At 71.4% G+C, this 25,700-nt stretch carries 33 protein-coding genes, 1 tRNA gene and 1 pseudogene; 16 read left to right on the top strand and 19 right to left on the bottom strand.

What is annotated here, in order from left to right; genetic code table 11:
- Window positions 1-50: 50 nt before the first annotated feature.
- The 3 genes from ACE3TA_RS08690 to ACE3TA_RS08680 are packed head-to-tail and all read left to right on the top strand — an operon-like array spanning window position 51 to window position 1,604.
- Entirely contained in the window at window positions 51-461 is a 411-nt protein-coding gene (locus tag ACE3TA_RS08690; protein WP_374572619.1) for a cupin domain-containing protein, read from the top strand.
- Window positions 462-464: 3 nt separating this feature from the next.
- Window positions 465-710 carry a tautomerase family protein gene (locus ACE3TA_RS08685; RefSeq protein WP_374572617.1) on the top strand — a complete coding sequence of 82 codons (246 nt, stop codon included), beginning with the start codon at window positions 465-467 and terminating at the stop codon, window positions 708-710.
- 12 nt (window positions 711-722) lie between these two features.
- On the top strand, window positions 723-1,604 hold the full coding sequence (locus ACE3TA_RS08680; RefSeq protein ID WP_374572615.1) for an aldo/keto reductase: 882 nt from the start codon (window positions 723-725) through the stop codon (window positions 1,602-1,604).
- Window positions 1,605-1,624: 20 nt separating this feature from the next.
- Here the strand turns inward: ACE3TA_RS08680 and ACE3TA_RS08675 are convergent, their stop codons facing one another.
- Entirely contained in the window at window positions 1,625-2,032 is a 408-nt protein-coding gene (locus ACE3TA_RS08675; protein WP_374572613.1) for an OsmC family protein, read from the bottom strand.
- Window positions 2,033-2,067: 35 nt separating this feature from the next.
- Window positions 2,068-2,454 (bottom strand): hypothetical protein, encoded by a 387-nt coding sequence (locus ACE3TA_RS08670; RefSeq protein WP_374572611.1) that lies wholly within the window; start codon window positions 2,452-2,454, stop codon window positions 2,068-2,070.
- 127 nt (window positions 2,455-2,581) lie between these two features.
- On the opposite strand from ACE3TA_RS08670, the gene ACE3TA_RS08665 reads away from it, so the two are divergent.
- Window positions 2,582-3,526 carry an NAD(P)H-dependent flavin oxidoreductase gene (locus tag ACE3TA_RS08665; protein ID WP_374572609.1) on the top strand — a complete coding sequence of 315 codons (945 nt, stop codon included), beginning with the start codon at window positions 2,582-2,584 and terminating at the stop codon, window positions 3,524-3,526.
- A gap of 6 nt (window positions 3,527-3,532) precedes the next feature.
- On the opposite strand, the gene ACE3TA_RS08660 is transcribed toward ACE3TA_RS08665, so the two are convergent.
- Genes ACE3TA_RS08660 through ACE3TA_RS08650 form a run of 3 tightly spaced genes read right to left on the bottom strand, consistent with a single transcriptional unit; the run spans window position 3,533 to window position 7,313 of the window.
- Window positions 3,533-4,393 carry an alpha/beta hydrolase family protein gene (locus tag ACE3TA_RS08660; RefSeq protein ID WP_374572607.1) on the bottom strand — a complete coding sequence of 287 codons (861 nt, stop codon included), beginning with the start codon at window positions 4,391-4,393 and terminating at the stop codon, window positions 3,533-3,535.
- Between the two features lie 10 nt (window positions 4,394-4,403).
- Window positions 4,404-6,284, bottom strand: coding sequence for an asparagine synthetase B (locus tag ACE3TA_RS08655; protein ID WP_374572605.1), 1,881 nt, complete (start codon window positions 6,282-6,284; stop codon window positions 4,404-4,406).
- The gene (locus tag ACE3TA_RS08650; RefSeq protein WP_374572603.1) at window positions 6,285-7,313 is read right to left on the bottom strand and encodes a glycosyltransferase; all 1,029 of its coding nucleotides are present in this window, start codon (window positions 7,311-7,313) and stop codon (window positions 6,285-6,287) included. It lies immediately after the preceding gene.
- Window positions 7,314-7,420: 107 nt separating this feature from the next.
- Between ACE3TA_RS08650 and ACE3TA_RS08645 the strand changes: the two genes are divergently transcribed.
- Together ACE3TA_RS08645 and ACE3TA_RS08640 are read left to right on the top strand one after the other, a co-directional pair.
- Window positions 7,421-7,497 (top strand) — tRNA-Met (locus tag ACE3TA_RS08645).
- Window positions 7,498-7,561: 64 nt separating this feature from the next.
- Entirely contained in the window at window positions 7,562-7,801 is a 240-nt protein-coding gene (locus ACE3TA_RS08640; protein ID WP_374572601.1) for a hypothetical protein, read from the top strand.
- Window positions 7,802-8,050: 249 nt separating this feature from the next.
- Here the strand turns inward: ACE3TA_RS08640 and ACE3TA_RS08635 are convergent.
- The 11 genes and pseudogenes from ACE3TA_RS08635 to ACE3TA_RS08585 form a co-directional block, all read right to left on the bottom strand.
- Window positions 8,051-9,094: pseudogene (locus tag ACE3TA_RS08635) on the bottom strand (recombinase family protein); the annotation flags it as partial.
- A gap of 147 nt (window positions 9,095-9,241) precedes the next feature.
- Window positions 9,242-9,823: a hypothetical protein gene (locus tag ACE3TA_RS08630; protein ID WP_374572599.1), complete on the bottom strand. Its 582-nt coding sequence runs from the start codon at window positions 9,821-9,823 to the stop codon at window positions 9,242-9,244.
- Entirely contained in the window at window positions 9,816-10,298 is a 483-nt protein-coding gene (locus tag ACE3TA_RS08625) for a hypothetical protein (protein WP_374572597.1), read from the bottom strand. The genes ACE3TA_RS08630 and ACE3TA_RS08625 overlap by 8 nt, the downstream gene beginning before the upstream one ends.
- On the bottom strand, window positions 10,291-10,926 hold the full coding sequence (locus tag ACE3TA_RS08620; protein WP_374572595.1) for a hypothetical protein: 636 nt from the start codon (window positions 10,924-10,926) through the stop codon (window positions 10,291-10,293). The genes ACE3TA_RS08625 and ACE3TA_RS08620 overlap by 8 nt, the downstream gene beginning before the upstream one ends.
- Before the next feature lie 303 nt (window positions 10,927-11,229).
- A complete protein-coding gene (locus ACE3TA_RS08615; RefSeq protein WP_374572593.1) occupies window positions 11,230-11,427 on the bottom strand; it encodes a hypothetical protein in 198 nt (65 codons plus the stop codon).
- Window positions 11,424-13,598: a ParB/RepB/Spo0J family partition protein gene (locus tag ACE3TA_RS08610; RefSeq protein WP_374572591.1), complete on the bottom strand. Its 2,175-nt coding sequence runs from the start codon at window positions 13,596-13,598 to the stop codon at window positions 11,424-11,426. Before ACE3TA_RS08610 ends, ACE3TA_RS08615 begins: the two co-directional genes overlap by 4 nt.
- An 11-nt stretch (window positions 13,599-13,609) precedes the next feature.
- Window positions 13,610-13,843, bottom strand: a complete 234-nt coding sequence (locus ACE3TA_RS08605; protein ID WP_374572589.1) for a hypothetical protein — start codon at window positions 13,841-13,843, stop codon at window positions 13,610-13,612.
- On the bottom strand, window positions 13,840-14,265 hold the full coding sequence (locus ACE3TA_RS08600) for a hypothetical protein (protein ID WP_374572587.1): 426 nt from the start codon (window positions 14,263-14,265) through the stop codon (window positions 13,840-13,842). The genes ACE3TA_RS08605 and ACE3TA_RS08600 overlap by 4 nt, the downstream gene beginning before the upstream one ends.
- The gene (locus ACE3TA_RS08595; protein ID WP_374572585.1) at window positions 14,262-14,570 is read right to left on the bottom strand and encodes a hypothetical protein; all 309 of its coding nucleotides are present in this window, start codon (window positions 14,568-14,570) and stop codon (window positions 14,262-14,264) included. Before ACE3TA_RS08595 ends, ACE3TA_RS08600 begins: the two co-directional genes overlap by 4 nt.
- A 5-nt stretch (window positions 14,571-14,575) precedes the next feature.
- Window positions 14,576-14,803, bottom strand: coding sequence for a hypothetical protein (locus ACE3TA_RS08590; RefSeq protein ID WP_374572583.1), 228 nt, complete (start codon window positions 14,801-14,803; stop codon window positions 14,576-14,578).
- Entirely contained in the window at window positions 14,800-15,159 is a 360-nt protein-coding gene (locus ACE3TA_RS08585; protein WP_374572581.1) for a hypothetical protein, read from the bottom strand. The genes ACE3TA_RS08590 and ACE3TA_RS08585 overlap by 4 nt, the downstream gene beginning before the upstream one ends.
- A gap of 347 nt (window positions 15,160-15,506) precedes the next feature.
- Here ACE3TA_RS08585 and ACE3TA_RS08580 point away from each other — a divergent pair, with 347 nt between their 5' ends.
- Window positions 15,507-16,163: a hypothetical protein gene (locus ACE3TA_RS08580; protein ID WP_374572579.1), complete on the top strand. Its 657-nt coding sequence runs from the start codon at window positions 15,507-15,509 to the stop codon at window positions 16,161-16,163.
- Here the strand turns inward: ACE3TA_RS08580 and ACE3TA_RS08575 are convergent.
- Window positions 16,160-16,798, bottom strand: a complete 639-nt coding sequence (locus ACE3TA_RS08575; protein ID WP_374572577.1) for a helix-turn-helix transcriptional regulator — start codon at window positions 16,796-16,798, stop codon at window positions 16,160-16,162. The genes ACE3TA_RS08580 and ACE3TA_RS08575 overlap by 4 nt on opposite strands.
- Between ACE3TA_RS08575 and ACE3TA_RS08570 the strand changes: the two genes are divergently transcribed.
- From ACE3TA_RS08570 to ACE3TA_RS08550, 5 genes are all read left to right on the top strand, one after another.
- The gene (locus ACE3TA_RS08570) at window positions 16,797-17,159 is read left to right on the top strand and encodes a helix-turn-helix domain-containing protein (protein WP_374572575.1); all 363 of its coding nucleotides are present in this window, start codon (window positions 16,797-16,799) and stop codon (window positions 17,157-17,159) included. The two genes, ACE3TA_RS08575 and ACE3TA_RS08570, sit on opposite strands and share 2 nt — an antisense overlap.
- Complete coding sequence (locus ACE3TA_RS08565; RefSeq protein ID WP_374572573.1) at window positions 17,156-17,527, top strand: hypothetical protein; 372 nt, start codon at window positions 17,156-17,158, stop codon at window positions 17,525-17,527. The genes ACE3TA_RS08570 and ACE3TA_RS08565 overlap by 4 nt, the downstream gene beginning before the upstream one ends.
- Before the next feature lie 67 nt (window positions 17,528-17,594).
- Window positions 17,595-18,260, top strand: coding sequence for a hypothetical protein (locus ACE3TA_RS08560; RefSeq protein ID WP_374572570.1), 666 nt, complete (start codon window positions 17,595-17,597; stop codon window positions 18,258-18,260).
- Entirely contained in the window at window positions 18,257-19,060 is an 804-nt protein-coding gene (locus ACE3TA_RS08555; protein WP_374572568.1) for a hypothetical protein, read from the top strand. Before ACE3TA_RS08560 ends, ACE3TA_RS08555 begins: the two co-directional genes overlap by 4 nt.
- On the top strand, window positions 19,057-19,692 hold the full coding sequence (locus tag ACE3TA_RS08550; protein WP_374572566.1) for a hypothetical protein: 636 nt from the start codon (window positions 19,057-19,059) through the stop codon (window positions 19,690-19,692). Before ACE3TA_RS08555 ends, ACE3TA_RS08550 begins: the two co-directional genes overlap by 4 nt.
- A gap of 8 nt (window positions 19,693-19,700) precedes the next feature.
- On the opposite strand, the gene ACE3TA_RS08545 is transcribed toward ACE3TA_RS08550, so the two are convergent.
- Both ACE3TA_RS08545 and ACE3TA_RS08540 read right to left on the bottom strand, forming a co-directional pair.
- Window positions 19,701-20,192, bottom strand: coding sequence for a helix-turn-helix domain-containing protein (locus ACE3TA_RS08545; protein ID WP_374572564.1), 492 nt, complete (start codon window positions 20,190-20,192; stop codon window positions 19,701-19,703).
- 21 nt (window positions 20,193-20,213) lie between these two features.
- Window positions 20,214-20,456, bottom strand: a complete 243-nt coding sequence (locus tag ACE3TA_RS08540; protein WP_374572562.1) for a type II toxin-antitoxin system RelE/ParE family toxin — start codon at window positions 20,454-20,456, stop codon at window positions 20,214-20,216.
- A gap of 383 nt (window positions 20,457-20,839) precedes the next feature.
- On the opposite strand from ACE3TA_RS08540, the gene ACE3TA_RS08535 reads away from it, so the two are divergent.
- From ACE3TA_RS08535 to ACE3TA_RS08520, 4 genes are all read left to right on the top strand, one after another.
- Window positions 20,840-22,030, top strand: coding sequence for a CHC2 zinc finger domain-containing protein (locus ACE3TA_RS08535; RefSeq protein ID WP_374572560.1), 1,191 nt, complete (start codon window positions 20,840-20,842; stop codon window positions 22,028-22,030).
- 38 nt (window positions 22,031-22,068) lie between these two features.
- On the top strand, window positions 22,069-23,886 hold the full coding sequence (locus ACE3TA_RS08530) for a hypothetical protein (protein ID WP_374572558.1): 1,818 nt from the start codon (window positions 22,069-22,071) through the stop codon (window positions 23,884-23,886).
- A 207-nt stretch (window positions 23,887-24,093) separates the two neighbouring features.
- On the top strand, window positions 24,094-24,852 hold the full coding sequence (locus ACE3TA_RS08525) for a hypothetical protein (RefSeq protein WP_374572556.1): 759 nt from the start codon (window positions 24,094-24,096) through the stop codon (window positions 24,850-24,852).
- 91 nt (window positions 24,853-24,943) lie between these two features.
- Entirely contained in the window at window positions 24,944-25,567 is a 624-nt protein-coding gene (locus tag ACE3TA_RS08520) for a hypothetical protein (protein WP_374572554.1), read from the top strand.
- The last annotated feature ends 133 nt before the right edge of the window (window positions 25,568-25,700 follow it).

Here is a 25,700-nt window from a genome sequence, read left to right as displayed (position 1 = left end):
CTCTCGCATCGGCCACGAGCACCGCCTCAGCGCAGGAAGGACCCGCGACAATGGACATCACGCGCAAGTCAGAGATGAAGACCGTCGAGGGACCGGAGGCGTACTTCACCGGCAAGGTCACGATCACCGGCCAGTTTCAGCGGCCCGATCCGTCGCGCGTCAGCGGCGCCTTCGTCCACTTCGAGCCGGGCGCGCGCACGGCGTGGCACACCCATCCGGCGGGCCAGACGCTGATCGTGACGGAAGGCGTCGGCTGGACCCAGGTGGAGGGCGGCCCGAAGCTGGAGTTCCACGCGGGCGACGTCCTGTGGTGCCCGGCCGAGCACAAGCACTGGCACGGCGCCACCGCGCACGAGGCCATGACGCACATCGCCATCCAGGAGGCCGTCAACGGCTCGCCGGTGACGTGGATGGAGAAGGTGAGCGACGAGGACTACCTCGCGCCCGTGGCCAAGGACTAGGCCATGCCGCACGTGATCGTGAAGCTTTGGCCCGGGAAGACGGAAGCCCAGAAGCGCGCCCTCGCCGACGCCATCGTGCGGGATGTGACCCAGATCCTGAACTACGGCGAGGAGTCGGTGTCGGTGGGATTCGAGGAAGTCGCCCCAGGCGACTGGTCGGCGCGGGTCTACGCGCCGGACATCCAGGCCAAGTGGGACACGCTGATGAAGAAGCCGGGCTACGGGCCGGGCCCCAAACCCGCACATTGAAAGGTTAGGACGATGATCCTGAAAGAGACGTACACCCTGGCGAACGGGGTCGAGATTCCGAAGCTGGGGCTCGGCACCTGGATGATCCCGGACGGCGAAGCCGCGCAGGTCGTGCGCGACGCCGTCGAGGCCGGCTATCGCCACTTCGACACCGCCCAGGCCTATGCGAACGAGCGCGGCGTCGGCGAAGGCCTGCGCTCCAGCGGCCTGGCGCGCGACGAAGTCTTCCTGACCACCAAGCTCGTCGCCGAGTGCAAGAGCTATGCGAAGGCCAAGGCGCTCATCGACGGCTCGCTGCAGACGCTCGGGCTCGATCACATCGACCTGATGCTGATCCACAGTCCGCAGCCCTGGGCGGAGTTCCGGGAGGGCGAGCACTTCTTCGAGGGCAATCTCGAAGCCTGGCGGGCGCTGGAAGAGGCTTATGAGGCGGGCAAGCTGCGCGCGATCGGGGTGTCCAACTTCGAGCGGGCGGACCTGGACAACCTGCTCGACAACGGCGCGGTCAAGCCGATGGTCAACCAGGTGCTGGCGCACGTGGGCAACACCCCCTTCGACCTGATCGACTATTCGCGATCCAAGGGCGTTCTGGTCGAAGCCTATTCGCCCGTGGCCCACGGCGCGGCGCTGAACAACGCCGATCTCGCCGCCATGGCCGGGAAGTACGGCGTAAGCATCGCGCAGCTCTGCATCCGCTACTGCCTTGAGCTGGGCCTGCTGCCGCTGCCGAAGACCAGCAAGGCCGCGCACATGCGGGACAATGCGGCCGTCGACTTCGTGATTTCAGACGCCGACATGGCGGCCCTGAACGGCGCGAAGGGCGACACGGACTACGGAGCCGCCAACATGTTCCCGGTGTTCGGCAAGAAGCGGCAGGCCGAAAGCGCGGCGTGAGGGTCGCGCTCGCGCTGGCCCTAGCCGTCGCGGCGGATGTCGACCGGAAACCCGGCGCGCAGCGAGTTGGCGACCGTGCAGTTGCGCGCGGCGTGGGCGATCACCTTTTCGATCTCGGCCTCGCCGGCGCCGGTGCAGCTCACCTTCAGCTCGGCGCTGGTCGCCACCAGGGGCGCGCCGTCCAGGGTGAGCCTCACCGAAACCGAGATGTCGGCGAGCGGCGCGCCGAGTTCGGCGGCGGCGTAGCGCAGGTCGTTGCAGAAGCAGCCGCCGAGGGCGAGGGCCAGGAGCTGGCCGCCGTTGAAGCCCAGGCCCTTGCCGCCGGCCCGTCCCTCCGGCCGGTCGACGACGATGGTGTGGGCGCCGGCCCAGCCGAGGGCGGCCTCGGTGCCGGCGATGTTGCGCAGTTCGACCTCGATCTCGGCCATGGGGACGTCCTTCCTCGGTTCGGCGCCGGCGGGTCTCAGGCCGCTCGCGCCCGGAGCGCGGCCAAGCCGAGCGCGGCGTGGGCGGCCACGGCGACCAGTCCCGCCAGGGCGCCGAGGCTGACGAGGGTGGAGACCTCGAAGATGCCGGGGGCGAGCTGCTTGAGCGTGGGATCGAACGGCAGCCGCTGGATCGTGCGGCCCATGTGGAAGCTGTTGAGGCCGCCGACGAGCAGGCCGAGGGCCGGTCCGGCGATGCGCAGGTCGGCGACGATCCGGCGCCAGATGTTGTCTTGGGCTTCGCTCCTCAGCGCCAGCACGGCGGCCGCCAGCGTCGCGGGGACGGCCGCCAGGAGGACCACCAGCACGATCTTCTGCGGCGTGGCCGCATTGGCGAAAACACTCTCCAGCGCCTGCACGAGCATCGTCGCCTCCCTGGTTGCGGGTGGGAACGTTAGGAGCGCAATCCGGCGCGTCAATCGCGAGGTTTCGGGGGCCCATTGAGTTGACGCGTCCGCCCGTGCGAACGTCCGTTTGAAACGGGAGGACGCCATGAAGAACCGCATCACCGACATGCTCGGGGTGAAGTATCCCATCGTGCAGGCGCCGATGGGCTGGATCGCGCGCTCGCCGCTGGCCTCGGCGGTGTCGAACGCCGGCGGCATGGGGATCATCGAGACCTCGTCGGGCGAGCTCGACAACATCCGCGCCGAGATCCGGAAGATGCGCGAGCTGACGGACAAGCCGTTCGGCGTGAACATCGCCCAGGCCTTCGTGCGCGACCCGGACATCGTCTCGTTCGTGGTGGACCAGGGGGTGAAGTTCGTCACCACCTCGGCGGGCGATCCCAACAAGTACTGCGGCCAGTTGAAGGAGGCGGGCCTGACCGTCTTCCACGTGGTGCCGTCGCTGCACGCCGCGCTGCGGGCCGTGGAGGCCGGGGTCGACGGGCTGGTGGTGGAAGGCGGCGAGGGCGGTGGCTTCAAGAACCCGCGCGAGGTGGCTTCGATGGTCCTCTTACCGCTGGTGGCCTCCAAGGTGGGCGTGCCGCTCATCGCCGCGGGCGGGATCACCTGCGGGCGGACCATGGCCGCGGCCTTCGCGCTCGGCGCCGAGGGCGTGCAGATGGGCACGCGGATGGTCAGCGCCGCCGAGAGCCCGGTGCATCAGAACTGGAAGGACGCGATCCTGAACGCCAAGGAGACCGACACGGTGTTCCTGAACCGCTTCGGGCCGGGTCCGGCGCTGCGGGCGCTGCGCACGGAGAAGACCTCGGTCTACGAGCGCGAGGGCGGCGACGGGGTGATGGGCGAGTTCAAGAACGCCCTTTCCCTCTACTTCGGCGGGGACATGGAAAGCTCGATCGCCCTTTCCGGCCAGGTCGCCGGGCGGATCGACGAGGTCAAGCCGGTGGCCGAGGTCATCGCCGAGACGGTGGCCGAGTTCGAGGAGACCATCACGGCGCTCGGCCGGCAGTACGGGCGGGTCGAGGCTTAGGCGCGCCTAGGGCAGGGCCGCCAGCCAGTTCAGCACCTCGGTCTCCAGGCGGATGCGGGCGGTGTTCCAGCCGTGGTCGGTGGCCACGTGGACCACGCTGACCTTGCCGCCGCGCTGGCGGACGTCGGCGGCCAGGGCCTCGGCGTTGGGGGCCAGGCCGTCGTCGGCGGTGAGCACCAGGAGCGGATGCCTGGCCAGGCCCGGCGCGGCGGCGGCGAAGGTGGCCTCGTCGAGGGTCGCCATCTCGGCGGCCATGCTCTCGGCGGTCACGCCGGCGAGCGCCTCCATGTTGTCGCTGGCGAGCTTGACCCGGGCCTCCTCGGGCATGCCGCCAAGGCGGCCCACGTCGGCGGCCGAGATCAGGACGGCGCCGGCGAGGGCGGGATCGGCGCCGGCGATCTGGCTGGTCACCCAGCCGCCCATGGAGTGGCCCATCAGCACCAGCTTCTTCGGATCGGCCTGAAGGGCCGCGGCGTGGGCCGGGTCGCGGACGTAGGCCAGGACCGCGCGGGCGTCGTCGAGGTTGCCGCGGAAGCTGAAGGTTCCGGGGCTGCCCCAGGAGCCGCGATAGTTGGGCGCGACGACGGTCCAGCCGGCCCGGCGCATGGCCTGGGCCAGGTCCAGGTTCTTCTCGTTGCCCGGCAGGCCGTGCAGCAGCACCACGACCGGATGGGGGCCGGCGCCGGCGGGCACATAGGCGATGGCGTTGATCTCCACCCCGCCGCTGGGGATATGCAGCACGTCCATGTGCGCCGGGTGGGCGGCGTCGGCGGGCGGGTCGGTGAAGATCGCAGTGGGGGGCGCGGCCAGGGCCGGCGCCGCCGCCATCGCCGCGGCCAGGGCGGCCGCCGTCATCCAGAGCTTCATGGTCGCGTCCTCAGATCTCGCCGACGACCGCGCGCAGGGCCTCCCCGGGCGCGGCGCCTTCCAGGTGGATGAGAGACCAGAGCGCGAAGAACAGCAACGGCCAACGCTGGCCTTCGGCGTCGGCGGCGAAGGCGGCGCTCACCTCCTCGGCGGTGCGCACCTGGCGCACGGCGGCGACCTGGCCGATGCGCGCGGCGATGTCGGCGGCGCGGGGGGCGATCCAGGCCTCCACCGGCACGGTGAAGCCCTGCTTTCGGGCCCAGGGCTCGGCCGCCGGGCAGGCGCGCTCCAGCCACTGGCGCAGGATGTACTTGCCGTAGCGCCCGCGCACCTTCAGCCGGTCGGGCAGGGGGAAGGCGAAGGCGGCGACCTCGGGATCGAGGAACGGCGTGCGGCCCTCCAGCCCGTGGGCCATCAGGCAGCGGTCGAGCTTGGTCAGGAGATCGTTGGGCAGCCAGGTGGCGACGTCGGCCCACTGCATGCGCTGCAGGCCGGTGAGCTCGCGCGGAGCCTTGGCCTGGGCGCGCCAGCGGGCGAGCACGGCCGGCTCGGCGCCGCGCGGCTCGGCGGGCCGTCCGCCCAGCCAGGCCGGGCGCAGGGCCCGACGGTAGCGGCCGTAACCGCCGAACAGCTCGTCGCCCCCCTCGCCGGTGAGCACGACGGTGAGGGTGCCCTTGGCCGCCTCGGCGAGCTTGTAGGTGGGCAGGCAGGCGTAGTCGGCGGTGGGATCGTCCATCGCCCAGGCGACCTCGGGGAGGATCCGCCAGAAATCGGCCTCGCCGAAGCCGGTCTCGCGCCAGTCGAGCTTCAGCGCGCGGGCCACCCGCTCAGCCTGGCGGCGTTCGTCGCGGGCGCCGTCCACCTCGAAGCCGCAGGTGAAGGCGGTGACCGGCCGCTCGTTGAGGCGGGCCATCAGGGTGGCGATGGCGGCCGAGTCGATCCCGCCGGAGAGGAACAGGCCATAGGGCACGTCCGAGCGCTGGTGGACGCGCACGCTGTCTTCCAGCACCGCGTCGAGGCGGGCGAGGAGCGTGGAGTCGCTCAGGTCTCGACCACGCGCGCCGGCCGCCGGCGAGATGCTCCCCTTCTGGGGGAGCTGTCCCGCAGGGACTGAGGGGGACTTTGATTCTTCGGCGAGGGCGGCGGACTCGATGTTGAAGTCCCCCTCCGTCCGCTTCGCGGCCACCTCCCCCAGAGGGGGAGGATCTTGAGCGCCGGGCCTTGGGCCAGCCTTGGCGGAAGACGGGATCGGAAGCGGAAGCCGGCGCGACCGCTCGACCATGCGGCCCTCCACGACCTCGACGAGCTGGCCGGGGGCGAGGCGGCGGACGCCCTTGAAGATGGTCTCGTCTTCCAGGGTGTAGTTGAAGGCCAGGAGCTCGCGGGCGCGGTCCTCGGAAAGCTCGGCGCCGATCAGGCCGGCCTTCAGGAAGGCGCGGGGCTCGGAGGCGAAGGCCAGGCCCGTCTCCAGCTCCAGCGTGTAGAGCGGCTTGATGCCGAAGGGATCGCGGGCGAGCCAGGTGCGCCCGTCCGCGCCGACCAGGCACAGGGCGTACATGCCGCGCAGGCGGGCGAAGGCGGCCTCGCCCTCCATGCCGTAGAGATGCAGGAGGGGCTCGAAGTCCGAGCCGGTGGCGAGCTTGTCCTGGAGATGGAAGTCGCGGGCCAGCTCGACGTAGTTGTAGATCTCGCCGTTGCCGACGACGGTGGAGCCGGCCGCGTGCAGCGGCTGCCAGCCGCCCTCCAGGTCGATGATCGACAGGCGCGCGTGGGCCAGGGACGCGTCGGCCAGGGTTTCGGTGCGGACGCCGTCGGGGCCGCGGTGGACCAGGGCCTCGATCAGCGGACGCACGTCGCCGTCCGCGTGCAGCAGTCCGGCGACGCCGCACATCTATTCGCCCCCGAGGTCGGCGAAGAGCTCGCGCCACTGGGCGACCACGGCGGCGCGGGAGAACTCGGCCTCCACCCGCTCGGCGCCGTGCTGGACCATGCGGATGCGCAGCATGGGCTCGTCCAGCACCCGGCGCACGGCGCCGGCCAGGGCCTGCGAATCGTCGACCGGCACCAGGAGCCCGTCGTCGCCGTCGCGGATCAGGGCCGAGGGGCCCTGGCTGGCGGCGGCCACCACCGGCAGGCCGTGGGCCCAGGACTGGATCACCACGTTGCCCAGGGGCTCGTAGCGGGAGGGAAAGACGCAGACGTCGGCGGCGCGGTAGAGGGCCGAGGGATCGTTGCGCCAGCCGAGGAAGCGCACGCGGTCGACCACGCCCAGCGCCGTAGCCAGGGCCTTGAGCTTGGCCTCCTGCGGCCCGGCGCCGGCGATCCAGAGGTAGGCGTCCGGCAGGCGGGCCAGGGCCTCCAGGCTGACGTCGTGGGCCTTGACCTCGTGCAGCCGGCCCATGCCGAGCAGCAGCGGCGCCTCGGCGGGCGTGGCCAGGGCCGCGCGATCGACGGGGGCGGCCTCGGCCGGGGCGTCGGCGAAGTTGGGGATGCAGCGCACCTGGCCGGCGGGCCAGCCCTGCTCGACGATCCACTCGGCGATGTGCTCGGTGTTGGCCACCAGGACGTCGAAGCCCTTGTAGTACTTCAGGCTGTAGTAGCCGCCGAGCCGGCCGATCCGCGCCCAGGGGCCCTTGGGCGTGTGGCGCGCGGCGCGGTTCATCCAGGCCACGGCGATCCTGGTGTCCTGCTTGCGGGCGAAGCGGGCGACCTGGGGCTTGGTGAGGATGTCGACCGGGCCGCCGAAGCGCAGCACCTGGGTCGGCACGCCGGCGGCGAGCAGCGCGTCCTCGCGGGCCGCGTTGGCGCGGATGGCGGCGGCCTCAGTCACCCCGGCCTCGGCGAGCGCCTGGACCAGGTCGACGAAATAGGTTTCCGCGCCGCCTTCGCCGGCCGTTCCCAGGAGATGGAGCACGCTCATGCGGGGGCGAACCTAGCGGCGTATTGGCTCGGGCCCAAGCGGCTTGAATGGTCGAAGACGAGCCCCTATAACCCGCGCCTCGCGCGCGAGCGATCGCGCGGACCCATGGCTGGGTAGCTCAGATGGTTAGAGCGGTGGATTCATAACCCACAGGTCGGCGGTTCGATCCCGCCCCCAGCTACCACCAGTCCCCCCCTCAGGGTGTTGGGCTGGTCAGGAACGGGCTCCAGGAGCACCGCCAGGTTTCCGTGAAGCGTCAGGTCGAAGTCGGCCTCGCCGCGTTTCGATGCGCCCCTGGGATGGATTTCGATGCGGTCGACCAGGCCGCGCACGGCGTCGATCAGGTTGCGGTTGGCCGCGGCGAGGTCCGGGTCGGCCGAGATGGCGCTCAGCAGCGCGCGCAGGGCCGTCACCTGGGCCGCGTAGGCCTCGGCCGCCCTGGGGTGCAGGGTGACCGGCGGCGGGGCCTCGCCGGCGAGGCTGTCTAGCTTGGCGGCCACCTCGGCCTTCTCCGCCTCTTGGGCGGCCAGGCGCTGGCGCATCGCCGGGCTGGCGCTGCCGTCGCAGATCGCGTCGACCAGGCGCTCGATCGAGCGCTCCAGCTCGCCCAAGCGGCGCATGAGCGGCGCCCTGCGGTCGCGATCGGCGCGGGCCTCGGCCTCCCAAGCGGCGTGATAGGCGCGCACATAGGCCGCCGTCGCCTCGGGCGTCAGCAGCCGGGTCTGCAGGCCGGCGAGGACGCGGGTCTCCACCGCCTCGCGGCTCACCCGCCGGGCGTTGGCGCAGATGCTGTCGCCCTTCTCCCGGTGCGCGGCGCAGACCAGGGTGCGCTTCGAATAGGAGGTGTAGCTGGCCCCGCAGACGCCGCAGCGCAGGAGGCCGGAGAAGATCCCCGGCTTGCGGCGGTTGGCCAGCTCGCGCGGCGCGTGCTCGGCCTCGGCGCCCTTGCGCGCCCGCACGCGCTCCCATAGCGCCTGGTCGACGATCCGCAGATGCGGGACCGGCGTGCGCCGCCAGTCGGCCGGCGGCTTCATCATCGGCCGCCGGCGGCCGGTGACCGGGTCCTTCACCACGTCCATCCGATTCCACACCTTCTCGCCGGCGTAGAGGTCGGTGTTGAGCACGCCGTTGCCGCGCTGGCGCGAGCCGTTGATGGTCGAGCCGTTCCACGTGCCCCCGCGCGGGCCCGGCACGTGGTCGCGGTTCAGCCGGTCGGCGATCTCCCGCCCGGAGAGGCCGTCGTCGGCGTAGAGCGCGCAGATGCGGCGGATCACGGCCGCCTCCTCGGGCACGATCCGCATGTCGCCGCCGGGGGCCGTGCGGTAGCCATAGAGCCGCGATCCGGTGGCCAGGCCCTTCTCGGCGTTGGAGCGCATGCCGCGGCGGGTCTTGTCCGACAGGTTGGTCAGGTAAAGCTCGGCCATCATCCCCTTGAGGCCGACCTCGAGGATGCCGATGCGCTCCGAGCCCAGGGTGGCGATCGCCACGCCGACGCGCTTCAGCCGGTTGAACACATGCGCCTGGTGCTCAAGGTTGCGGGCGATGCGGTCCTCGTCCTCGACCAGCAGCACGTCGAACGCGCCGGCCTCGCCGGCGGCCAGGGCCGCGACCAGGCCGGGCCGGTTGGCCATGGCCGCGCCGGAGATCGCTGCGTCGGTGAAGGCCCCCACGACGGTCCAGCCGCGCCGGCCGGCGAGGTCGGTCAGCACCGCGACCTGGTCGTCGATCGAGCGCTCGTTCTGACGTTCGGACGAATAGCGGGCGTAGATGGCGGCGCGCATGGCAGGTCAGGTCTTCGAAGATTCCTTGGCGGCGGCATAGTCTGCACGCGCCTGCGCCTTCGCAAGGGCCTCGATCACGGCCAGCAGCGCGGGCGGGAGCGTGTCCCGCGTCGTCGGCTGTCCATGAGGGCGAGGCCGGGCCATGGATCAGGCGTCCCCGCGCGCCCTGGCCGCGCCGCCCACGCCCGCGCCTTCCGCGGCCCGCTCCTCGGCCGTCGGCTTGGTCCACGCATCCTTCACAGACGGATGGAACGCCACCACACCGTAGGCTTCAGCATCGGTCAGACGTTCGTCGAGAAGCTGCTTGGCGAGCCACTGGCGCTGTTCCTGCACCTCGGTCAGGTGTGGATGGGCTCGGACGGCGTTTCTTTCGGCAGGTTCGAACGCGCAGTCTCCGGCCGGCGGATCGACGATGCAGCTCTCGTGATCGCCTTGCTTCAGACCGCACTTGGCGCAGAGCCAGTCGTAGTCCTCCCGCTCGGCGCAATCGATCGAGAGCACCGACATGTCGAAGCTCAGCGGCACGCCGGCGGCCTCGTCCTCGGCCGTGATAGGCATGGAGGTGATCAAACCGCCAAAGCCGGCGACCCACATCACCCGGCCGGGATGGCCGGCCTCATAGCCCTTGCAGATGGTGTGGACCAGGTCGTGAAGCGCGCGCTCGATTTCGCGCGAGATCTCCACCGGCGCGGGGAACGTGACCAGAATGCTGCGGGTGTCTTCAGCCATGGCCGTCCTCCACCGCCCGCTCCTCGGCCGTCAGCAGGCGCACGTCCATGCGCGGCCCCTCGGGCGCGGCGACGAAGGTCAGCTCGACCCGCGCGCCCCAGCGGAAGACGGCGAGCCAGGCGCGGTCGCCAATCTCCGCGCCGTCGGCGCAGGTCTCCAGCACCTCGGCGGCCGTGTCGCCGGCCTCCTCGGCGTTCCAGCCAAGGCCGGGGCCGTGGCGCAGGAAGTAGATGCCGCCGCCCTCGGCGAAGGAGACATGATCGGGGATCGACCACCCCGCCAGGGTGAACATGCACTCCAGCTCGTCGACGGCGGCCGTGGTGGCGCGGAAGGTCTCGCCATGCTTCGCCGCCTCCGCGCGGCCCCACTCGGGATCCGGCGCGGCGAGCCACGTCGCCCAGCTCGCCAGCCGCGCGTCGCAGGGCATGACCTCGTCGGTGAAGGCGTCGGGGTAGTAGAGGGTTTCGTCAGCCATGGACGGCCACCTCGCCGGCGATCGTCTGGCGGGCGTCGAGGATCGCCTTCAGCGCGTCGTCGCCGGCGCCGACCATCTCCCACTCGCGATCGTTGATCGGGCCGCGCTCGCGGTAGACGCGCCACTCCTCGCCGTCTTCATCATCGTCGCAGTAGACGGGCGCGTGATAGGCCAGCGAAAGGTCGTGCTGGCCGGAGAACCAGTTCAGCGCGTCTTCCAGCCTGTCCGCCTGAGCCTTGTAGGCGACGGCTTCCTCACTGGCGCCGCGCCAGAGCTGTTCAAGCGCGCGGAGCGCGCCTGCCATCAGATCGACGGCTTCGCGGGCTTCATAGCTGTCAGACACCGGGCCGAAGATATGCTCGATCTTGTCGCCCCACAGGACGAGCCACCAGCCCGAAGGAGACGCCGCCTTGATCCCATGGCTCTTCACCGTTTCGTCGGCGAGTTCGCCGGCGTAGAGCGTCAGTCCGCCGCCCAGCGCCAACTCGACGCCGACGTCCGGACCGCCATCTTCCTCGCTGCAATGCCAGCGGACGCGGCCGAGCGGCAGAGGCGCGTCCGCCGCCGCCTCACCGTCGGCCGCCTCGACAATCTGTCGTGCGCCGACCTCGCCGGCCTCGATCATCATCGTGGCGCAGCCTTCGTCATGCAGGCCCTGGCCGCACGGCGTCACGGCGAAACAGCGATCGCACCAGGGGCCGTCGCCGACCCTGTCGCAGGTGAAGAAGGCCTCGTCGATCGCTTGCGTCTTGCCGCAGGCAGGGCAGGTCAACGGCGCTTGCGAGGTGTCGCCGATCGCCGGCGTTGGCTCGTTCATCCTAGCGGTCTCCGAAGATGGCCCTGGCGGCGGCGAGGATCGCGGCCCACAGGGCGAGGTTGAGGGCGAGGCCCGCCAGCCGCGGCCAGTGGGGCCGAAGGCGGCGGGGCGGCGTCACGCGCCGTTTCCGAACCAGGTCATGGCGATCAGGCAGAAGCCGGCGGCGAGCCGGCAGGCCCACTTGACCGCCGATCGCCTGGCCTTGGCCTGGGCGGCGATGAAATCGGTCGCGCCGATCGCGAAGGCCAGGGCGCCGACCAGGCGCATGGCGGCGACGCCGCTGGGGGCGTCGAGGACGGTCTGGAGGGTCACGCGGCGGCCTCCCCGGTTACGACGTCGTCCGGGTCGCGCAGCTCGGCGAGCTTGAAGCCCGCGCAGATGTTCAGGGCGGCGGCGATCAGGGTCGCCGTCGCCTCGGCGGCGGGGTCGGGAAGGGTGCGATTGACGTCGACCGTGCAGACCTCGTTCCAGCTCGAATCCATCACCGCGCCGGCCATGGGGCCGGACGGCGCCGTGAAGGGGCCGCGCAATCCCATCCGCTCAAGGATCGTCGCGAAGACGCCCTCCGCGGGCGCCGAGGGCGAGGTGGGAGGGAACCGATATGCCCCCGCCTTGGCCCAGGCGTTCACCAGGTGGCGCGCCTCCACGAGCCGCAGCATGGCCGCGTCGTAGGCCAGCTCCTCCTCGTCGGGCGCCCAGACTTCCGTCACCTCGGGGGGAAAATCGGCCAGGTGCGCGTTTTCGTTGGGGACCTCCGCGCCGGACGGCTCGCCCAGCGCCTCGCGCACCTGCTGCGAGAAGGCGTCGCCGGTCAGGCCGGGGCGCTCGGCGGGCGCGGCCTTCGACGCTCCGTCGTTCAGCCAGTCCGTGACGTAGCGGCTGCCGCTGCAGAGTTCGTCCTGCTCGTCAGCAGAGACCCCCGCTTCGCTCCAAGCCCTGCGCAGCGCACCGTCGGCGTCGGCTGCAAGGTCGAATCCAAGTTGACGCAGGCGCACCAAGCCGGCGACGGGAACGAGCGCGACCTGTCGTCCATGCTCGTAGCTGATCTGCAGAAGGCTGACGAAGCTCAGATTGCGCACGGCGTCGTCCCAATCGCCGTTCTCGGGCCCGCGGACCTTACCTGCTCCGGTCCTTCCGCCGAGCGGGGCGCGCTGCACCTTGTGCGCGACCTCCACTAGGACAAGGCGTTCTGCCGGCGTGGGCTCCAGCCAGATGCGCCGCGCGCTCCTCTGCGCGGTGTCGCTGATGCGGGTGTTCAGCACATAGGTGTGATAGCCCAGGTCTTCTCCAGCGCCCGGCGTGTGCCCCTCGGGATAACCGACACGCTCCCGCACCGCCCTGACAGCATCTTCCGTCACGCCGTCGGGCCACAAAGCAGCGAGGCGTTCGCGCCCCGCCGGGGTAAGCCAGGTGACGCAACAGCGACGGCCGTATGGCGACGGCATTTCCTCACAGATGAGGCCGGCGTTCGAGAGCGCGCGCCAGACTTGGGACATGTAGCTGTAACCGTTGGTCGACGCGGCGGGCTCGCCCATCAGACCGTCGACAGGCGACGTCGCGATCTTCCAGGCCAGCTCGATCAGCCCCAGCTCCATCGCCCCCGTCATCGGCGCCGGCGCGACCTCCTCGATGTCGATCTGCTCGGGCTCGGCCGCCGGCGTCGCCGGCGCCTGGGGCGTGCGGACCAGGCCGCGCAGCTCCTCCCAGGTGAGCCGGCCTTCCTCGCACCAGCGGATCGCCTCGGGCGTGGCCTCGCGCAGCACCTTCAGCATCTCCTGGACGGTGCGCGGGTCTCGGCCGGTGCTGAGCGCGGCCTGGCGGGCGCTCCAGCCCTGCGCCTCGACCAGGGCGGCGTAGGCGCGGGCCTCCTCGATGATCGACAGGTTCTGGCGCTGGCCGTTCTCGACCAAGGCGATGAAATGGGTCTGGACCTCGTCGAACTCGCGCTGGACGCAAGGCAGCGGGCGATCGGCCGGCCAGCGGCCTTGCCCGATCAGCCGGCCCACCGCGCGCCAGCGGCGCTCGCCGGCGGCGATCGTGTGCACGCCCTCGGCGTCGGGCGGATAGACCACCAGGTTCTGCAGGATCCCGCCGGCCGCCTCGATGGTGTCGGCCAGGGCCGCCAGGTCGCCCAGGCTTCCCTTGCCGCGCGGATTCAGCGGATTGGGCCGCAGGTGGTGGTGGGCGATCATCAGCCCCTCGCCGGCCGGGGGCGCGTCGTCGTCCAGGCGGCGCAGACTCTCGACGATGCGGCGGCCCACGTCGGTGAGGATGCGGCCGCGGTCGACCACGCCGACGTCGGCGAGCTTGATCAGGTCGCGCTTGACGTTGGAGGCGGCGCGCCCGGTCGCCGCGGCGATCTCCAGGTGCGTGGCCGCCGGATGCGCCGCCAGGTGGCGCAGGGTGTCGGCGTGCGACAGGGCGAAGGGGGTGAGGCCGCCATTCGCCTCGGCGGGAGCTGGCGCGTTGATCGGGCCGTTCATCGGGGAGCCTTTCAGACGAGCTCGCCTTCGGCCCAGCGGCCGAGGGCGGCGAGGAGCTGGTGGTCGAGCGGGTCGGCCGAGCCGGCGAGGCGCTGGCCGAGCTGGAGCGCCAGCAGCGCGGCGGTGCGGCGATCGTCGTCGGCGCGCAGGGCCGCGCGCAGCATCGGCGGCAGGCAAGGCTCATCCGGGCCGGTCAGCGGTCCGTCCCATCCCGGCGAGCAAGGGCTTTTGATGATCACGGTCACGCGTCGGCCTCCTGCGGCTTCGGACTCCAGCCCGTGGCGATCAGCGCCTCGCGGGAGGCGGCCCATTCGGCGAGCGCCAGGCCTTCCCAGACGATCGCCAGCACCACGGGCTCGCCCGGCTCGGTGTTGATCAGGCGCTGGATTTCCGGCGGCGCCTGGGCGGTGAGGCACAGGTCGCCGTTGACCTCCTGGTGCGCCTCGACCTCGCGCGGCGCCCGCTCCAGGCGCGTCAGCACCGCGCGGATCACGTCGACGGGGCGCTTGGCGTAGAAGGTGCGCCAGCAGCGCGGATCGTCGATGCGCCGGCGCTCGCAGCCCGGCGCGAACGGCGTCAGGTGCACCCGGATATCGCGGGCCGCGTTCGGGTCCGCCGGCGGCGCGGCGGCGCGAGCGGCGCTCGCATCGAGGGCGGGGGCAGTCACCACCAGCGGCCTTCGGCTTTGGCGATCGCGGCCAGGGCCTGGCGAACCACGCTTGGCTCGTCGTCGTCGTCGACCTCCTCGCGATAGGCCTCGACCATGGCCTTGCAGGCTCTGAGCAAGTCCGGCGCTGCGGCGATCACGCGCGCGGGCGCGAGGTTGGGCTCCCAATCGCGTCCGTCGATTTTGATGGCGCCGCGTATCTCGGCGATCATCACCGCGTCGTTGACGATGCATGCGCCGACCAGGTGCGCTTGTCCCTGATAGTTGGCGATCTCCTCGATCCGCCATTCGCTGTCGAGCGTCATGCCCATCACCGCGCCCCCGCCGGCCAGACGGCGTTGATCAGCGCCACGGCGGCGCAGATCGCCGCCATCACGGCGAAGACGTTGACGGCGCCACGCGCGATGCGCGCCTCGGCCGGATCGTCTTCGCGGTGTTGGCGCGCCAGCCACAGGCTGACGAGCGCCAGCACCCCGAAGGTCGCGCTGAGCGCCAGCATGGCGGCGATCTCGGCCCCGCCGGCCGCGTGCGCGGTCACGCGAGGCCTCCCCAGCGCACCGCGTCCAGCGCCTGGCGGCGCAGCACGGCCTTGATCTGGGCGTCGCCGACGGCCAGGCGGATGCGGAAGGCGGCGAACGGCGCGCGGGGCCAGCCGGCGCCGTCCTCGATCACGCGGGCCAGCAGCAGCGCCTCGGCCAGGGTCAGGGGCTCACGGCCGCCGTCGGGCATGAACAGCACCAGGCGCGCGTCGATCACGTCGCCGGCGTATACCGCCAGCGAGAGCAACCGCGGATCGGCGGAGGCGTCCTCCAGGGCCTGGGCGATGGCGGCCAGGCGGTCGGCCGGGCGATCGGCGAGGGGGACGTGGATCGGGGCGGAGACTTGGAGGGGCATGGTCGCTCCGGGTGGGTGTGGAGACGCCCCGCGCCGACGGCCGGCTGACGCAAAGGGCGGAGCGCTGGCGAAATCGCCACCATCCGGGGCCTGCGCGGGGCGTTGCGGTGCTGATCACCGCGACCGAATTTGTGCGCAAAGCGAACGTGAGTCGTCAACAGAAATGTGCGTAATGCGCACAAACGAGTCCGCGGCGGCCCCTCAACGCGTATCAGCCGCTCCTAGCGTACGACGATCGAGGAACGAAACCTGGGCCGATATGTTCGCGCGCCGGGCGCTGCGGACTGGACCCTTACAAGGTCAATCAGCTAGCATTCGCCACTTGAGGTAGCGGCCGAGGCGGCGGGATGTTCAAAGGCAGGCCCATCTTGAAATGGCTGGCGATCGCCGCGGCGGTCTTCGTGGCGCTGGGCGTTATCGGGTCGTTCCTGCCCGATCCGCCGCCGACGGCGACGCCGCCGAGCCAGCCCGTCATGACCGCCTCGGCGGGTTCGGACGCCGGCGCCCCGCTAGGCGACGACGATTCCGGCTATCCGATGGGGCCGCCGCCCGCGCCGGCGCACAACTGGTTCTATCAGGAAGGCCGCGAATATGGCTATCAGGGCGCGCTGAGCGAGGCCGACCAGCGCGCCGGTGTCGGCGCGCCGGAAGTGTTCATGTATCGCTATCTGGGCGAGAAGGACGGCGTCTATTCGGTGGCGACCGTCAGCCATGGAACCTATGCGGTGGCCTCCTGCACGAACCCGTGCGAGGTGGTGAAGATCGTCGCGGCCGACGCCTTTGGACGCGATGTCCAGCGGTTGGCGTTCAACCCCGATACGATCGTCGGCCTGGCGTTGGAGGACGCGTTCAACGGCCAGTTGGAGCTCTACGAGCCGCCGCGGCCGAAGCCCGTTGAAACCGTCGTCGTCACCGAAGACGACACGCCGACAGACCCTGCCGACGGGCCGCAGGCCGTGAACGGCGGCGATCTTGCCGCCGCGAGGGCCGACGCCGACCGCTAGGCGGGCTTGGGGATATGCAGGCAGATCGGCCGTGCGGAGGTCAGCCGCACGTCTTCGATCGGCGGTGCATTGGGGCTTTCCAGGGTGTAGAGCCCGGACGCTGAGCCGCGGCGCACGCGCTTGACCAGGCCGAGCCCGTCGGCGGTCTCCACCACGCTCATGCGGTTCAGGAACTCGTCTTCGGCCAGGCGCTGGGCGCCGCGGATGACCAGGGCGTCGCCATCCTCATAGATCGGATAGCAGGACAGGCCCTTGACCTGTAGCGCCAGGGCGTCGCTCCAGCTCGACGGGATCTCGACATGGCGGATGGGCGCGCCTTCGGCCGCCTCGACATGGCCGCCCGCGCCGACAAAGCCCATCACGGGGGCCATCTGGGTCCTGTCGCCATAGCGCAGGAACGACGGCGTCACGCCGAACCGGCGCGCCAGGCGCAGGATCACCGGGTCGGGAATATCGAGGTTGCCGATTTCGTAGCGCGACACGACGCTGCGGGTGACGCCGGCGACTTCGGCGAGCTGTTCCTGGTTCAGGCCGAAGTCGTCACGCAAGGCGCGCAGCCGTCCACCCGGCGTGTTGGTGTCCACCGGGTTTGCGGGGCGCCCCGAGGGCGAACGCGGCTTTCGCGGCTCGGCCATGAACGGCCGTATCGCGACTATGTGCGCGGCGCGCACGTTCATATTCCGAACGAAACCCCGTGGACACTTTGTGCGAATCACGCACAAAAAATCGCTCATGCAAAGCGAATCCCCCCTCAGGTGGGTGCGGCGCCACGTTTTTCGCGCGACCCAGGATGAAATCGCCGCAATCGGCGGCGTCAGCCGCCCGCGCGTGTCCCGATACGAGACAGAACGCGACCCGCCGCCCTTCGCGTTCCTGACCCGCCTGCGGGAGGAAGCGCTTCGGCGCGGGGTGGCGTTCAGCGGCGACTGGTTCTTCGCCTTGCCGCCGCATGCGGCTGGGGCTCCTGAGCCGGCGGCCCAGGAGCCCCAGCCGTGACCCGCCGTTTCCGCCCGCGCACGGCCGTCGTTTGCACGTCGGACGACCTGAAGGCGCTGGACCGGCTGGTGCGCCGGGCCGAGGGCATGGTCCGGCGGCCGCACTCCGATCCCGAGGCCTTCCGCCGCGCGGCCGACCAGGCCGGGAGGGCGGTCCTGCCGATGGCGCAGCGTCGCCGCGACGGCGAGCTGGTCCAGCTCATGGACCTCGGCCGCGCCTGGGGCGGGATGTCGCCCGAAGCGCGGGAAGCGCGCGTCCCCGAGCTGGCCGCCCTCGCCAAGATCTGCCGCGCGTCGCTCGCAACCGACGCGCCGCCCGCGCCGTTGCCGCCGCCGGCCCCGCGCTACCGCGCCGATCTGGATGGATGAGGCGATGACCGACGCCAACGACACGCGGCCTCTGCCGCCCCTGACCGCCGATCTCTGCGCCCATGCCGTGATCGCCTCGGCGCGGGCCTATGGCGATGATCCCGTGCGCGCGTTGACCGCCCAGCGAGGGCCGCGTCGCCGCTGCCTGCCGGCGGCGGTCGCGGCGTTGAGCGACGGGACCGGCCGTTCAGTGCCGCCCATCGCCGATATCCTGAAAATCCTGGCGAACAGCGTTTGGCGTGCCCGCCGCGCGGGCGGCGCCGCCTTTGACCAGGCCTATGATCGCGCTCGCGACGCCATCGACGCGGCCTTGGCCGTCCAGGCTCTGGCGGCGCTGGCGAACAGTTCGCCCGACGATGCGGCAGGCTCGCGCCCCGACGCCGAGACGCCGACCGATCCATCGCCGCCCGCCTCCGAACGACCCGCGGAAGGCGTCCCGCAAGGACCGAAGTCCAAGCCGGTCGGCCGCATCCTGATGGACACGCCGCGCGCCACCGCCTTTCACGCGACGCCCGATCGGACGGCCGGCGCGCCGCTGACCTCGCGGATCCTGGCGCACCTGGCCGACCGCGACTGGTCGGCGCCCGCGCTGGCCACCGTGCTCGGCGAAAAGGAGCTGGTCGTCACCCAGGCGCTGAAGCAGCTCGTCGCCGAAGGCCGCGCCAGCGCCGACGAAGCGCCGTTCGAAGGCGCGCGCTTTCGCCGCTGGCGGCTGGCCGGAGGCGCGGCATGAAGGCCCCGCGCAGGCCCAAGGGCGCGGGCGCGGTGATGGCCGCCCATGCGCCGGCGACGGTCGAGGCCGACGACGCCAAGACCGCGCTCTATCGCAAGCTCAACTATTTCCCCTCGCCGCCGTGGTCGTTCCGCGCCGGTGGCGAGCTGATCCAGCGCCTGGACCCCGGCTCATGGCGCGCCCATGACCCCGCCTGCGGTGAAGGTCATGGCGCCTACGGGCTGCAGGAGACGTTTGGGGCCGTCTGGCGCTCCGACATTCACGCCCATGCCCAGCTCGACGGCGCGCCCGCGTGGCGGGCGGACTTCCTTGCCGACGACGCCGCTTGGATCCCGTCCGATTGGATCATCACCAATCCGCCGTTCGACAAGGCGGCCGAATTCGTCGCGCGGGGGTTGCGCGTCGCCCGGCGTGGCGTGGCCATGCTCTGCCGGCGCGCCTGGTACGGCTCGGCGGGCCGCTACGAGCTGTTCCATGGCGATCATCCATTGGGCGTGCGCGCGCCGTTCTTCGAGCGCGTGCCGATGGTGCTCGGCAAGTGGGATCCGGCCGCCTCCACCGCCACCGACTACGACTGGTACGTCTGGTTCAAGCCGGAGATCGAGCCGGCATGGATCGCCGCCGTGCGCGCTGCGGCGCTCCAGCGCGGCCTGCCGGGCCACGTGGAGATCGGTATCGGCCCTGGCGCCAAGCGCCGCCTGACCCGCGCCGACGACGCGCGCCTGTTCGGCGCGAAGAGCGCGCAGCCGCTTTTCGGGGTGCTCGACCCCGCTTCTCCTGAAGAGGACCCCGCGCCATGAGCGAGGACAAGAAACCCGGATTGAACGTCGTCGTCGTCGGGTCCGGCCGCACGGCGGCAGAGACGATCGCCGGCTTGAGCGGCCATCTTGGACCGCTGGCGAAGTCTGACCCGAGCGGCGATCCGATCGCCGTCGCGCCGACGATCGAGGGTGCGCACGGCCGCGCGTGGCTGGTCGACCAGGAGGCCCTTTGGAGGCTCAATCCCGGCGCCGCGCGCGACGGCCAAGTGGCCAATTGGGTGGTCGAGGCGCCTTGGGCGCACCCGATCTGGCACAGCTATTGGATCGCACTCGTTCACCTGCGGCCGATCCCCGGCCTGGTCGGCGCAACTCGCTTCTACCTGAAGGATGCGACGCACGAGCTTTGGGTCTTCGCCCTGAACCCCGACGCGCGGCGCGAGCCGTTCGTGGCGGCCCAGGAGGGCCCGAAGTACCTGACGCCGAAGAACTTCGGCGCGCAGCTCGTCGAGGCCAACGACGCCGAGGCGTTCGGCCGGGTCGAGGCGGCCGTCCGCGACATTGTCGACGGCCAGCTCAACCCCGACACCGACGCCATGTCGCAGTGGGCGGCGCGGTTCGGTGACAACATGCTGAAGGATCGTCCGGGCGGCGTCTCCGTCGAGGAGCGATGATGGCCGCCTCAGTCGTCCGCCGGCGTGACCGCCTCGACCCCGGCCGCATCTTCGCCATGCGCCGCTTGGGCGGCTGTGATCAGCGCGCCGGCGGCCTGAGCGAGCGAGGTCATGGCCGCGACCATGGAGTCTGCCACCAGCACGTCCAAGGTGACGCGCAGGGCGCTGGCGAGCCTGCGGAGCGTTTCGGTCGATCCGGCCTTCAGGCGGCCCTCCAGGGCCGAGACGTAGCTCTGCTTGATGCCGGCGGCCTGGGCGAGTTCGGCCTGGGTCAGGCCGCGCCACTCGCGCACGGCGCGGATCGGGTGTTCGCCGGCCTCGATCTTCTCCCACACGGCTTCGGGCAGGGCGGTTTCGCCCTCGCTGGCGCGGACGATGTCGGCGCTCATGCGGTCCTCGGCGGCGGCGTCGCCGGCGCGGGCCAGGAGCGCGTCGTAGTCGCGGCGGGACAGGACGGCCAGCTCCTCGCCGGCCTCGGTCTTGATGAATTGGACGGCCATCGGTCGTTCCTTTCTGCGGTCTCAGCGGTAGATGTCGCGGCGGTGGCCCACCGCGCGGATTTCGAGGGCGGTCTCGGTCTCCACGAAGATCGCCCGGTAGTCGCGGTGGCGCAGGCGGAAGCCCGCCACGCCCTGGAGCGCCGTCACGTCGCCAGCGCCGGTTTCGGCGTAGCGCGCCAGCTTGGCCCGGATTTGCGCCTGAATGTCCTGGGGCAGAGCCCGGAACTGGCGGCGGGCGGGGGCGGTGAAGGCGATCTCTTTCATGGGGAGAATATAACCCAGGGTGATATTTCCGGCAAGGATGAATATAACTATTGGAAATATTTCCAGGCGAGACCTTTTGCCCAAGTGCGCCGCTGCGAGCCGAGGGAGGATGAATGTGGTGTTCCTAAAGAGGTCGCGCACCGAAGGTTTCCTAGATGGCGCCAACGCCGCCGTTGGCGCCGCCTGCCCATTCTGCGGCGGCGTAGGGCTCTTCTTTGTGCGTCGAGCCGGCGTGCTCGGGCGCGGCTCGCAAACTTGGGCGGTCGGTTGCTTCCAATGCTGGAGCTACGGTCCCGAGTGCGGGTCACGCGAGGTTGCGGTCGAGTATTGGCGGCGGCGCGCCTGACTGCCGCCGGCCGACGCCAATCGATCAGGGCGCAGCCATGACCGTCTATGCGAGCGCCGCTCGCACGGCGGGCCTGTTCGACGCCGCGCGCGGGGCGATCACGCTGCAGGAGCTGACGGAGCGCGAGGGCGTGAAGCTGCGCCGCTCCGGCCATGAGCTGCGCGGCGGCTGTCCGCTGTGCGGGGCGGGCGCCAAGTCGGCCTCGCCGCCGTTCGCGATCAAGCTCCAGAAGGAGACTTTCCGCTGCTATGGCTGCGGCGCCCACGGCGACGTGGTCGACCTCGAGCGCGAGCTGCGCGGCGGCACGCCGGCGGAAGCCGCCCGGCGGCTCACGGGCGGCGATGTTCCGCATGCCGCGCCGCGCCCACGGGCCGCCGTGGTCAAGGCGGCCGACAAGCCCAGCACCTCTGAGCGCGTGGCGGCCGAGCTGCTGCGCGAGGCGCGTGTCGGGATCGAGGGCACGCTGGCGGCGCGCTACCTCGCCGCGCGGGGAGCGCCGCGCGAGCTGATCGCCGCGGCTTCGCCCAACCTGCGCTATCACCCGCATGCCAAGTGGGGATGGGACGCGGCGCGGGGCGCGTGGATCACCGCGCCGGCGATGCTGGCCCAGGTCGTCACCGCCAGCGGGCCCACCGGCGGCGTCCACGCCACCTATCTGGCGCGCGACGGGCAGGGCAAGGCGGCCCTGGCGCCCGCCAAGCGCATGTGGGGCGCGCAGCTCGACCGCGAGGGACGTCCCGGCGGCGCATGGCTGATCGGCCCGTCGGGCGAGGGCGACCTGGTGGTGGCCGAGGGGATCGAGACCGCGCTCTCGGTCGCGGCCTTGGCGTGGCGCGCAGGCGTGCCGATGCGCGCCTGCGCGGCGCTGTCGCTGAACCGCCTGCAAGGAGGCCTGGCGCGCGACGACGACGGCCGGATCGACCCGTTCGAGCCCCAGCCGGACCCGGCCTCGCCGCCGTTCACCTGGCCGCCGATCGAAGACTGCGGCGAGGTGGTGATCGGCGTCGACCGGGACATGAGCGAGGTCCGCGTGAAAGGCCGCAGCCGGCGGGGAAAGACCTGCTGGTTCAACCTGACCCCGGAAGCCCGCGCGCGCCTCTGCGGACGCCTGGCGGTGGCCGGCTGGCGCGCCGCCGGCTGGGGCCGGGCGCGGGCGATCGCTCCGCCCATGAAGTGCGATTTCAATGACGAGTTGCGCCGTGTGCTGGCGCGGGAGCGTGGTGAGTGAGCGGTCTTGGCGGCTATGAGCCCCTGGCGGGAGAGGACATGCAAAACGCGCCGGAGGGCAGCGAACGGCGGCTCGGCGTCTTCCCCAATCCCGACCTGACCGAGTGTCCGGTCGTGCCGCTGGGTTTCGTCGGCGGCAAGGTGGTGTTCGCCATGCCCGAGGGCGAAATCCGCCAGGAGCTGGCCTCCAAGATCGGGACCATGCTGCGCACGGACATTTTCGCCTGCCAGGCGGGCGCGGCGTTCCTCGGCTATTGGCGCGACAGCGACGACAAGTTTCAGCGCGACCTGGCCAGCATGTGGTTCGTCCGCAAGTGCCGTGAAGCGGGCTATTGGGACGCCAACCGGCCGATCCGCTCGCTCGGTGTATGGCCGGGGGAAGCTGGAGCGCTGATCCTGCACGTCGGCGACGAGGTGTGGTCGCTGACCGCCGACGGCGAGCGCGTGGAACGGCCGATCGTGGAGGCGCTGCGGGCGCGGCGGGGGCCGCTCTACCGCCTGCGCCCCCCGGCCCCCCGGCCGGGCGAGGCCGGCTCGGCGCTCGACGGCCAGTGGGTGCGGCGGACGCTCGATCTTTGGCGGTTCGCGCCGATCGGCGACGACGGGCTGACCGGCGGCGACGTGGTGGCCGGTTGGCTGATGGCGGCGCTGCTGGGCGCGGTGGCGCCGTTCCGCGGCCACCTCCTGGTCAACGCCCTGGCCGGCTCGGGCAAGTCGACCCTGATCGAATTCGTCCACGCCCTGCTGTCGGCGCTGGCCGGCGACGTGGTCGACAGCTTTTCCGAGGCTGGCCTGCGCAACGACCTGGCCGGTATGGCCCGGCCGGTGTTGCTGGACGAGGCCGAGGCCACGCCGGGCGGTCAGGGGCCGGGCGTGGTTGAGCGAGCGCTGGAGCTGCTGCGGCGCATGTCGACCGGCTCGGGCGGTACGCGCAAGCAGGGCGACGTGGGCGGCGGGTCGGTGACGCAGACGGCCGTCGGCGCGGTGATGCTGGCGGCCATCAACCCGCCGCGCTTGGGCCCGGCCGACGCCAGCCGGATCGTGGAGGTGCGGCTTCTGCCGCTGTCGGGATCGGACCTGCCGGCCGGGACGCCGAAGCCCAGGCCGGTCTCAGACGGCCAGCTCGCCGAGGTGATGGCCGAGGCCCAGCGTCTCGCCGGCGGCCTGCTGGCGCGCGCCCTGGCGGGCGCATGGCGCTATCGCAGCGACGTCGGCGAGCTGAAGGCGGCGCTGCTGCGCGCCGGGGAGAGTCCGCGCGCGGCCGATCTGACCGCCATGCTCGCGGCGGGACGGCGCCTGCTGCTGTTCGATGAGCCGTTGGGACCGGAGGCGGCCGACGACGAGGCGGCCTTCTGGCGCCCGCTGCTGGTGCAGCGCGAGGCGAGCGAGGTGGTCTCGAATCCCGGCGCCGACGCGCTGGCCCACCTGATGGCGGCCGACGCGGGCGTCTTCCGGTCCGATCGCCGCCAGACCATGGGCGACCTGATCCGGCGCTGGGTCGACGGCGACAACGATGTCGAGGACACGCTCAAGAGCTGCGGCCTGCGGCTATGGCGCGGGGCCTATGGCGATCGGCCCGGTCCCTGGCTGCTGGTCGCCAACCACCATCCGGTGCTGACCCGGATCTTCGAACGCACGGCCTGGGCGGAGTGGCGGCGGACCCTGTCCTATGTCGACGCCCTCGGTCCCGAGTTCGCGACCTGGCCGTCCAAGCCGCTGAACTACGGCGTCGGTGTGAAGCAACGCGGCCTCGCCATCCCCCTCACCCCCTGGTTGGAGAGCCCTGTCCGGGCTTCCGCGGGCCGCGAGAACGGCCACGTTCCGGGGAACGTTCCGGAGCAAGACATTGAGTGGTAAGCGAAAACCGCCCGACCGGAACGCCGGAACGCTCGGAACGCAGATCAGGGCCTCGGGAGTGAGCGCGAGCGCGCACGAGGCGTGGTGCGTTCCGAGCGTTCCAACCGTTCCAATGTCTATTTTCAATAACAATTTCAAAGAAATAACCAGGAACGCACTCCGGAACGGCCGCGTTCCGCTGCGTTCCGACGCCTTTGGAGGGGCGCGATGAGCAAGAAAAGCCGCCTGTCGCCGGCCAAGCGCGCCCGCGCCGAGCACCGTCGCCGGAACCCGGCGCAGCCCCGCCATGGCAAGGCGGCCGGCGTGGTCGTGAAGGTGGCGGCCGCCGGCGAGCCCAAGGGCCTGGCGGCGCGCGAGGCCGTGCGCGACCAGGTCGCCGAACGGCTGATGCGGCAGAAGGGCCTGGACCTGGCCGTCGCCGTCGCCGTCGGCCACATGACGCCTGCGCAGGCGCGAGCGGAGCTCGCGGTCGATGCGGAGACCTTGGCCGAAGGGGTGGTCGACGTCGGGCGCGGCGAGAAGCGGGCGGCCAACGTGCTGCGCATTCGCAACCACGATGGCCTGAAGACGCTCTATGGCGCCGGTGCGATCACCGTTGGCCAGTACCATGCGGGCCTGGCCTACCGGATCGCCTATGAGCGCGAGCGCGAGGGGCTGAAATCTTGTCTCGCCAACGCCGGGGCCAACGTGGACGGCGGCAAGGCCGATCCGGCGATGCTGCAGACCCTCTATCTCTCCGCGCGCCTGAACCACTTCGATCGCTTCGTGCTGGAGGCCCGCGTCGATGGCCGCGAGCTGTTCGTGCTCCAGAAGGTGGCCGGCGAAGGGCTGACGATCTCGCAGTTGGCGGCCAGCGGCAGCGCCAGGACCGCCTATCGCGAGGCGCTGATCCGCGCGCTGGATGCGGTCGAGGCCGCGAAGGACGTCGTGGCGAAAATGGGGGGGTTGCGAATCAGGGACCGATAAGCGCATGAAAAGCGCATCGCTGAGATTTGCGACCGAAGCCCGCCCGGTTCCGCCGAGGCGGGTTTTTCGTGACCGGGCGGGAGGGCGTCAGGTGAGGCTGAGCCTGCGGGCCGAATACCGGGCGCTGAGCCGCAACCTGACCCTGATCGAGGAGCGCCAGCTCCCGTTCGCGATCGCCCAGGCGACCACGGCCCTGGCCAAGCACGTGGCCAAGGCCGAGACCGACGCCCTGCCGTCGGTGTTCGATCGGCCTTCGCCCTTCACCATGCGGGCGTTCGCCGTGAAGGCGGCGCGCAAGGACAACCCGGTGGCGATCGTCTTCGCCAAGGATATCCAGGCCCGCTATCTCGAACCTTTCCTGTCCGGCGGCCGCCAGGTGCTGGGCTCCAAGCGGGCGATCCTGAAGCCCCGCAACATCGCGCTCAACGCCTACGGCAACCTGCCGCGCGGCAAGCTGGCCGCGCTGAAGGCCAAGCCCAACGTCTTCGTGGGAAAGGTCCGGCTGAAGCGCGGCGGCGAGGTCTCCGGCGTGTGGCAACGCTCGCCCTCGGGGAAGGGCAAGGCCGGCGGCCTCAAGCTGCTGATCCGCTTCGCCGACCCGGCGCCGCTGGCCCCGCGCCTCCACTACTTCGAGCGCGCTGAGAAGGTGATCAACGCCCACGCCGGGCCGGAGTTCACCAAGGCGCTGGCCGCCGCGCTCGCCACAGCCCGATAGCGCCCGCGGGTCCTTCCCAGACCCTCAAAGCTACGGGGGCATTTTCCGCGCGCGTTCTTTCGGACCGGCTGAGCAAAAAAAACGCGTGACACGTGACACGTCGCCTTACACGCGACCGAGTCCGGGGCGTGTC

It is taken from the genome of Phenylobacterium sp. (assembly GCF_041916435.1).
Taxonomy (GTDB): domain Bacteria; phylum Pseudomonadota; class Alphaproteobacteria; order Caulobacterales; family Caulobacteraceae; genus Phenylobacterium.
The sequence above is the reverse complement of the archived record's forward strand: the minus strand, read 5'-3'. Positions and strand labels throughout refer to the sequence as shown.

Coding starts and splice junctions, on each gene's coding strand:
- ACE3TA_RS08690 (WP_374572619.1), top strand. CDS start 51: ATGGACATCACGCGCAAGTCAGAGATGAAGACCGTCGAGGGACCGGAG.
- ACE3TA_RS08685 (WP_374572617.1), top strand. CDS start 465: ATGCCGCACGTGATCGTGAAGCTTTGGCCCGGGAAGACGGAAGCCCAG.
- ACE3TA_RS08680 (WP_374572615.1), top strand. CDS start 723: ATGATCCTGAAAGAGACGTACACCCTGGCGAACGGGGTCGAGATTCCG.
- ACE3TA_RS08675 (WP_374572613.1), bottom strand. CDS start 2,032: ATGGCCGAGATCGAGGTCGAACTGCGCAACATCGCCGGCACCGAGGCC.
- ACE3TA_RS08670 (WP_374572611.1), bottom strand. CDS start 2,454: ATGCTCGTGCAGGCGCTGGAGAGTGTTTTCGCCAATGCGGCCACGCCG.
- ACE3TA_RS08665 (WP_374572609.1), top strand. CDS start 2,582: ATGAAGAACCGCATCACCGACATGCTCGGGGTGAAGTATCCCATCGTG.
- ACE3TA_RS08660 (WP_374572607.1), bottom strand. CDS start 4,393: ATGAAGCTCTGGATGACGGCGGCCGCCCTGGCCGCGGCGATGGCGGCG.
- ACE3TA_RS08655 (WP_374572605.1), bottom strand. CDS start 6,284: ATGTGCGGCGTCGCCGGACTGCTGCACGCGGACGGCGACGTGCGTCCG.
- ACE3TA_RS08650 (WP_374572603.1), bottom strand. CDS start 7,313: ATGAGCGTGCTCCATCTCCTGGGAACGGCCGGCGAAGGCGGCGCGGAA.
- ACE3TA_RS08630 (WP_374572599.1), bottom strand. CDS start 9,823: ATGGCTGAAGACACCCGCAGCATTCTGGTCACGTTCCCCGCGCCGGTG.
- ACE3TA_RS08625 (WP_374572597.1), bottom strand. CDS start 10,298: ATGGCTGACGAAACCCTCTACTACCCCGACGCCTTCACCGACGAGGTC.
- ACE3TA_RS08620 (WP_374572595.1), bottom strand. CDS start 10,926: ATGATGATCGAGGCCGGCGAGGTCGGCGCACGACAGATTGTCGAGGCG.
- ACE3TA_RS08610 (WP_374572591.1), bottom strand. CDS start 13,598: ATGAACGGCCCGATCAACGCGCCAGCTCCCGCCGAGGCGAATGGCGGC.
- ACE3TA_RS08595 (WP_374572585.1), bottom strand. CDS start 14,570: ATGACGCTCGACAGCGAATGGCGGATCGAGGAGATCGCCAACTATCAG.
- ACE3TA_RS08585 (WP_374572581.1), bottom strand. CDS start 15,159: ATGCCCCTCCAAGTCTCCGCCCCGATCCACGTCCCCCTCGCCGATCGC.
- ACE3TA_RS08580 (WP_374572579.1), top strand. CDS start 15,507: ATGTTCAAAGGCAGGCCCATCTTGAAATGGCTGGCGATCGCCGCGGCG.
- ACE3TA_RS08570 (WP_374572575.1), top strand. CDS start 16,797: ATGAACGGCCGTATCGCGACTATGTGCGCGGCGCGCACGTTCATATTC.
- ACE3TA_RS08575 (WP_374572577.1), bottom strand. CDS start 16,798: ATGGCCGAGCCGCGAAAGCCGCGTTCGCCCTCGGGGCGCCCCGCAAAC.
- ACE3TA_RS08555 (WP_374572568.1), top strand. CDS start 18,257: ATGAAGGCCCCGCGCAGGCCCAAGGGCGCGGGCGCGGTGATGGCCGCC.
- ACE3TA_RS08550 (WP_374572566.1), top strand. CDS start 19,057: ATGAGCGAGGACAAGAAACCCGGATTGAACGTCGTCGTCGTCGGGTCC.
- ACE3TA_RS08545 (WP_374572564.1), bottom strand. CDS start 20,192: ATGGCCGTCCAATTCATCAAGACCGAGGCCGGCGAGGAGCTGGCCGTC.
- ACE3TA_RS08540 (WP_374572562.1), bottom strand. CDS start 20,456: ATGAAAGAGATCGCCTTCACCGCCCCCGCCCGCCGCCAGTTCCGGGCT.
- ACE3TA_RS08535 (WP_374572560.1), top strand. CDS start 20,840: ATGACCGTCTATGCGAGCGCCGCTCGCACGGCGGGCCTGTTCGACGCC.
- ACE3TA_RS08530 (WP_374572558.1), top strand. CDS start 22,069: ATGCAAAACGCGCCGGAGGGCAGCGAACGGCGGCTCGGCGTCTTCCCC.
- ACE3TA_RS08525 (WP_374572556.1), top strand. CDS start 24,094: ATGAGCAAGAAAAGCCGCCTGTCGCCGGCCAAGCGCGCCCGCGCCGAG.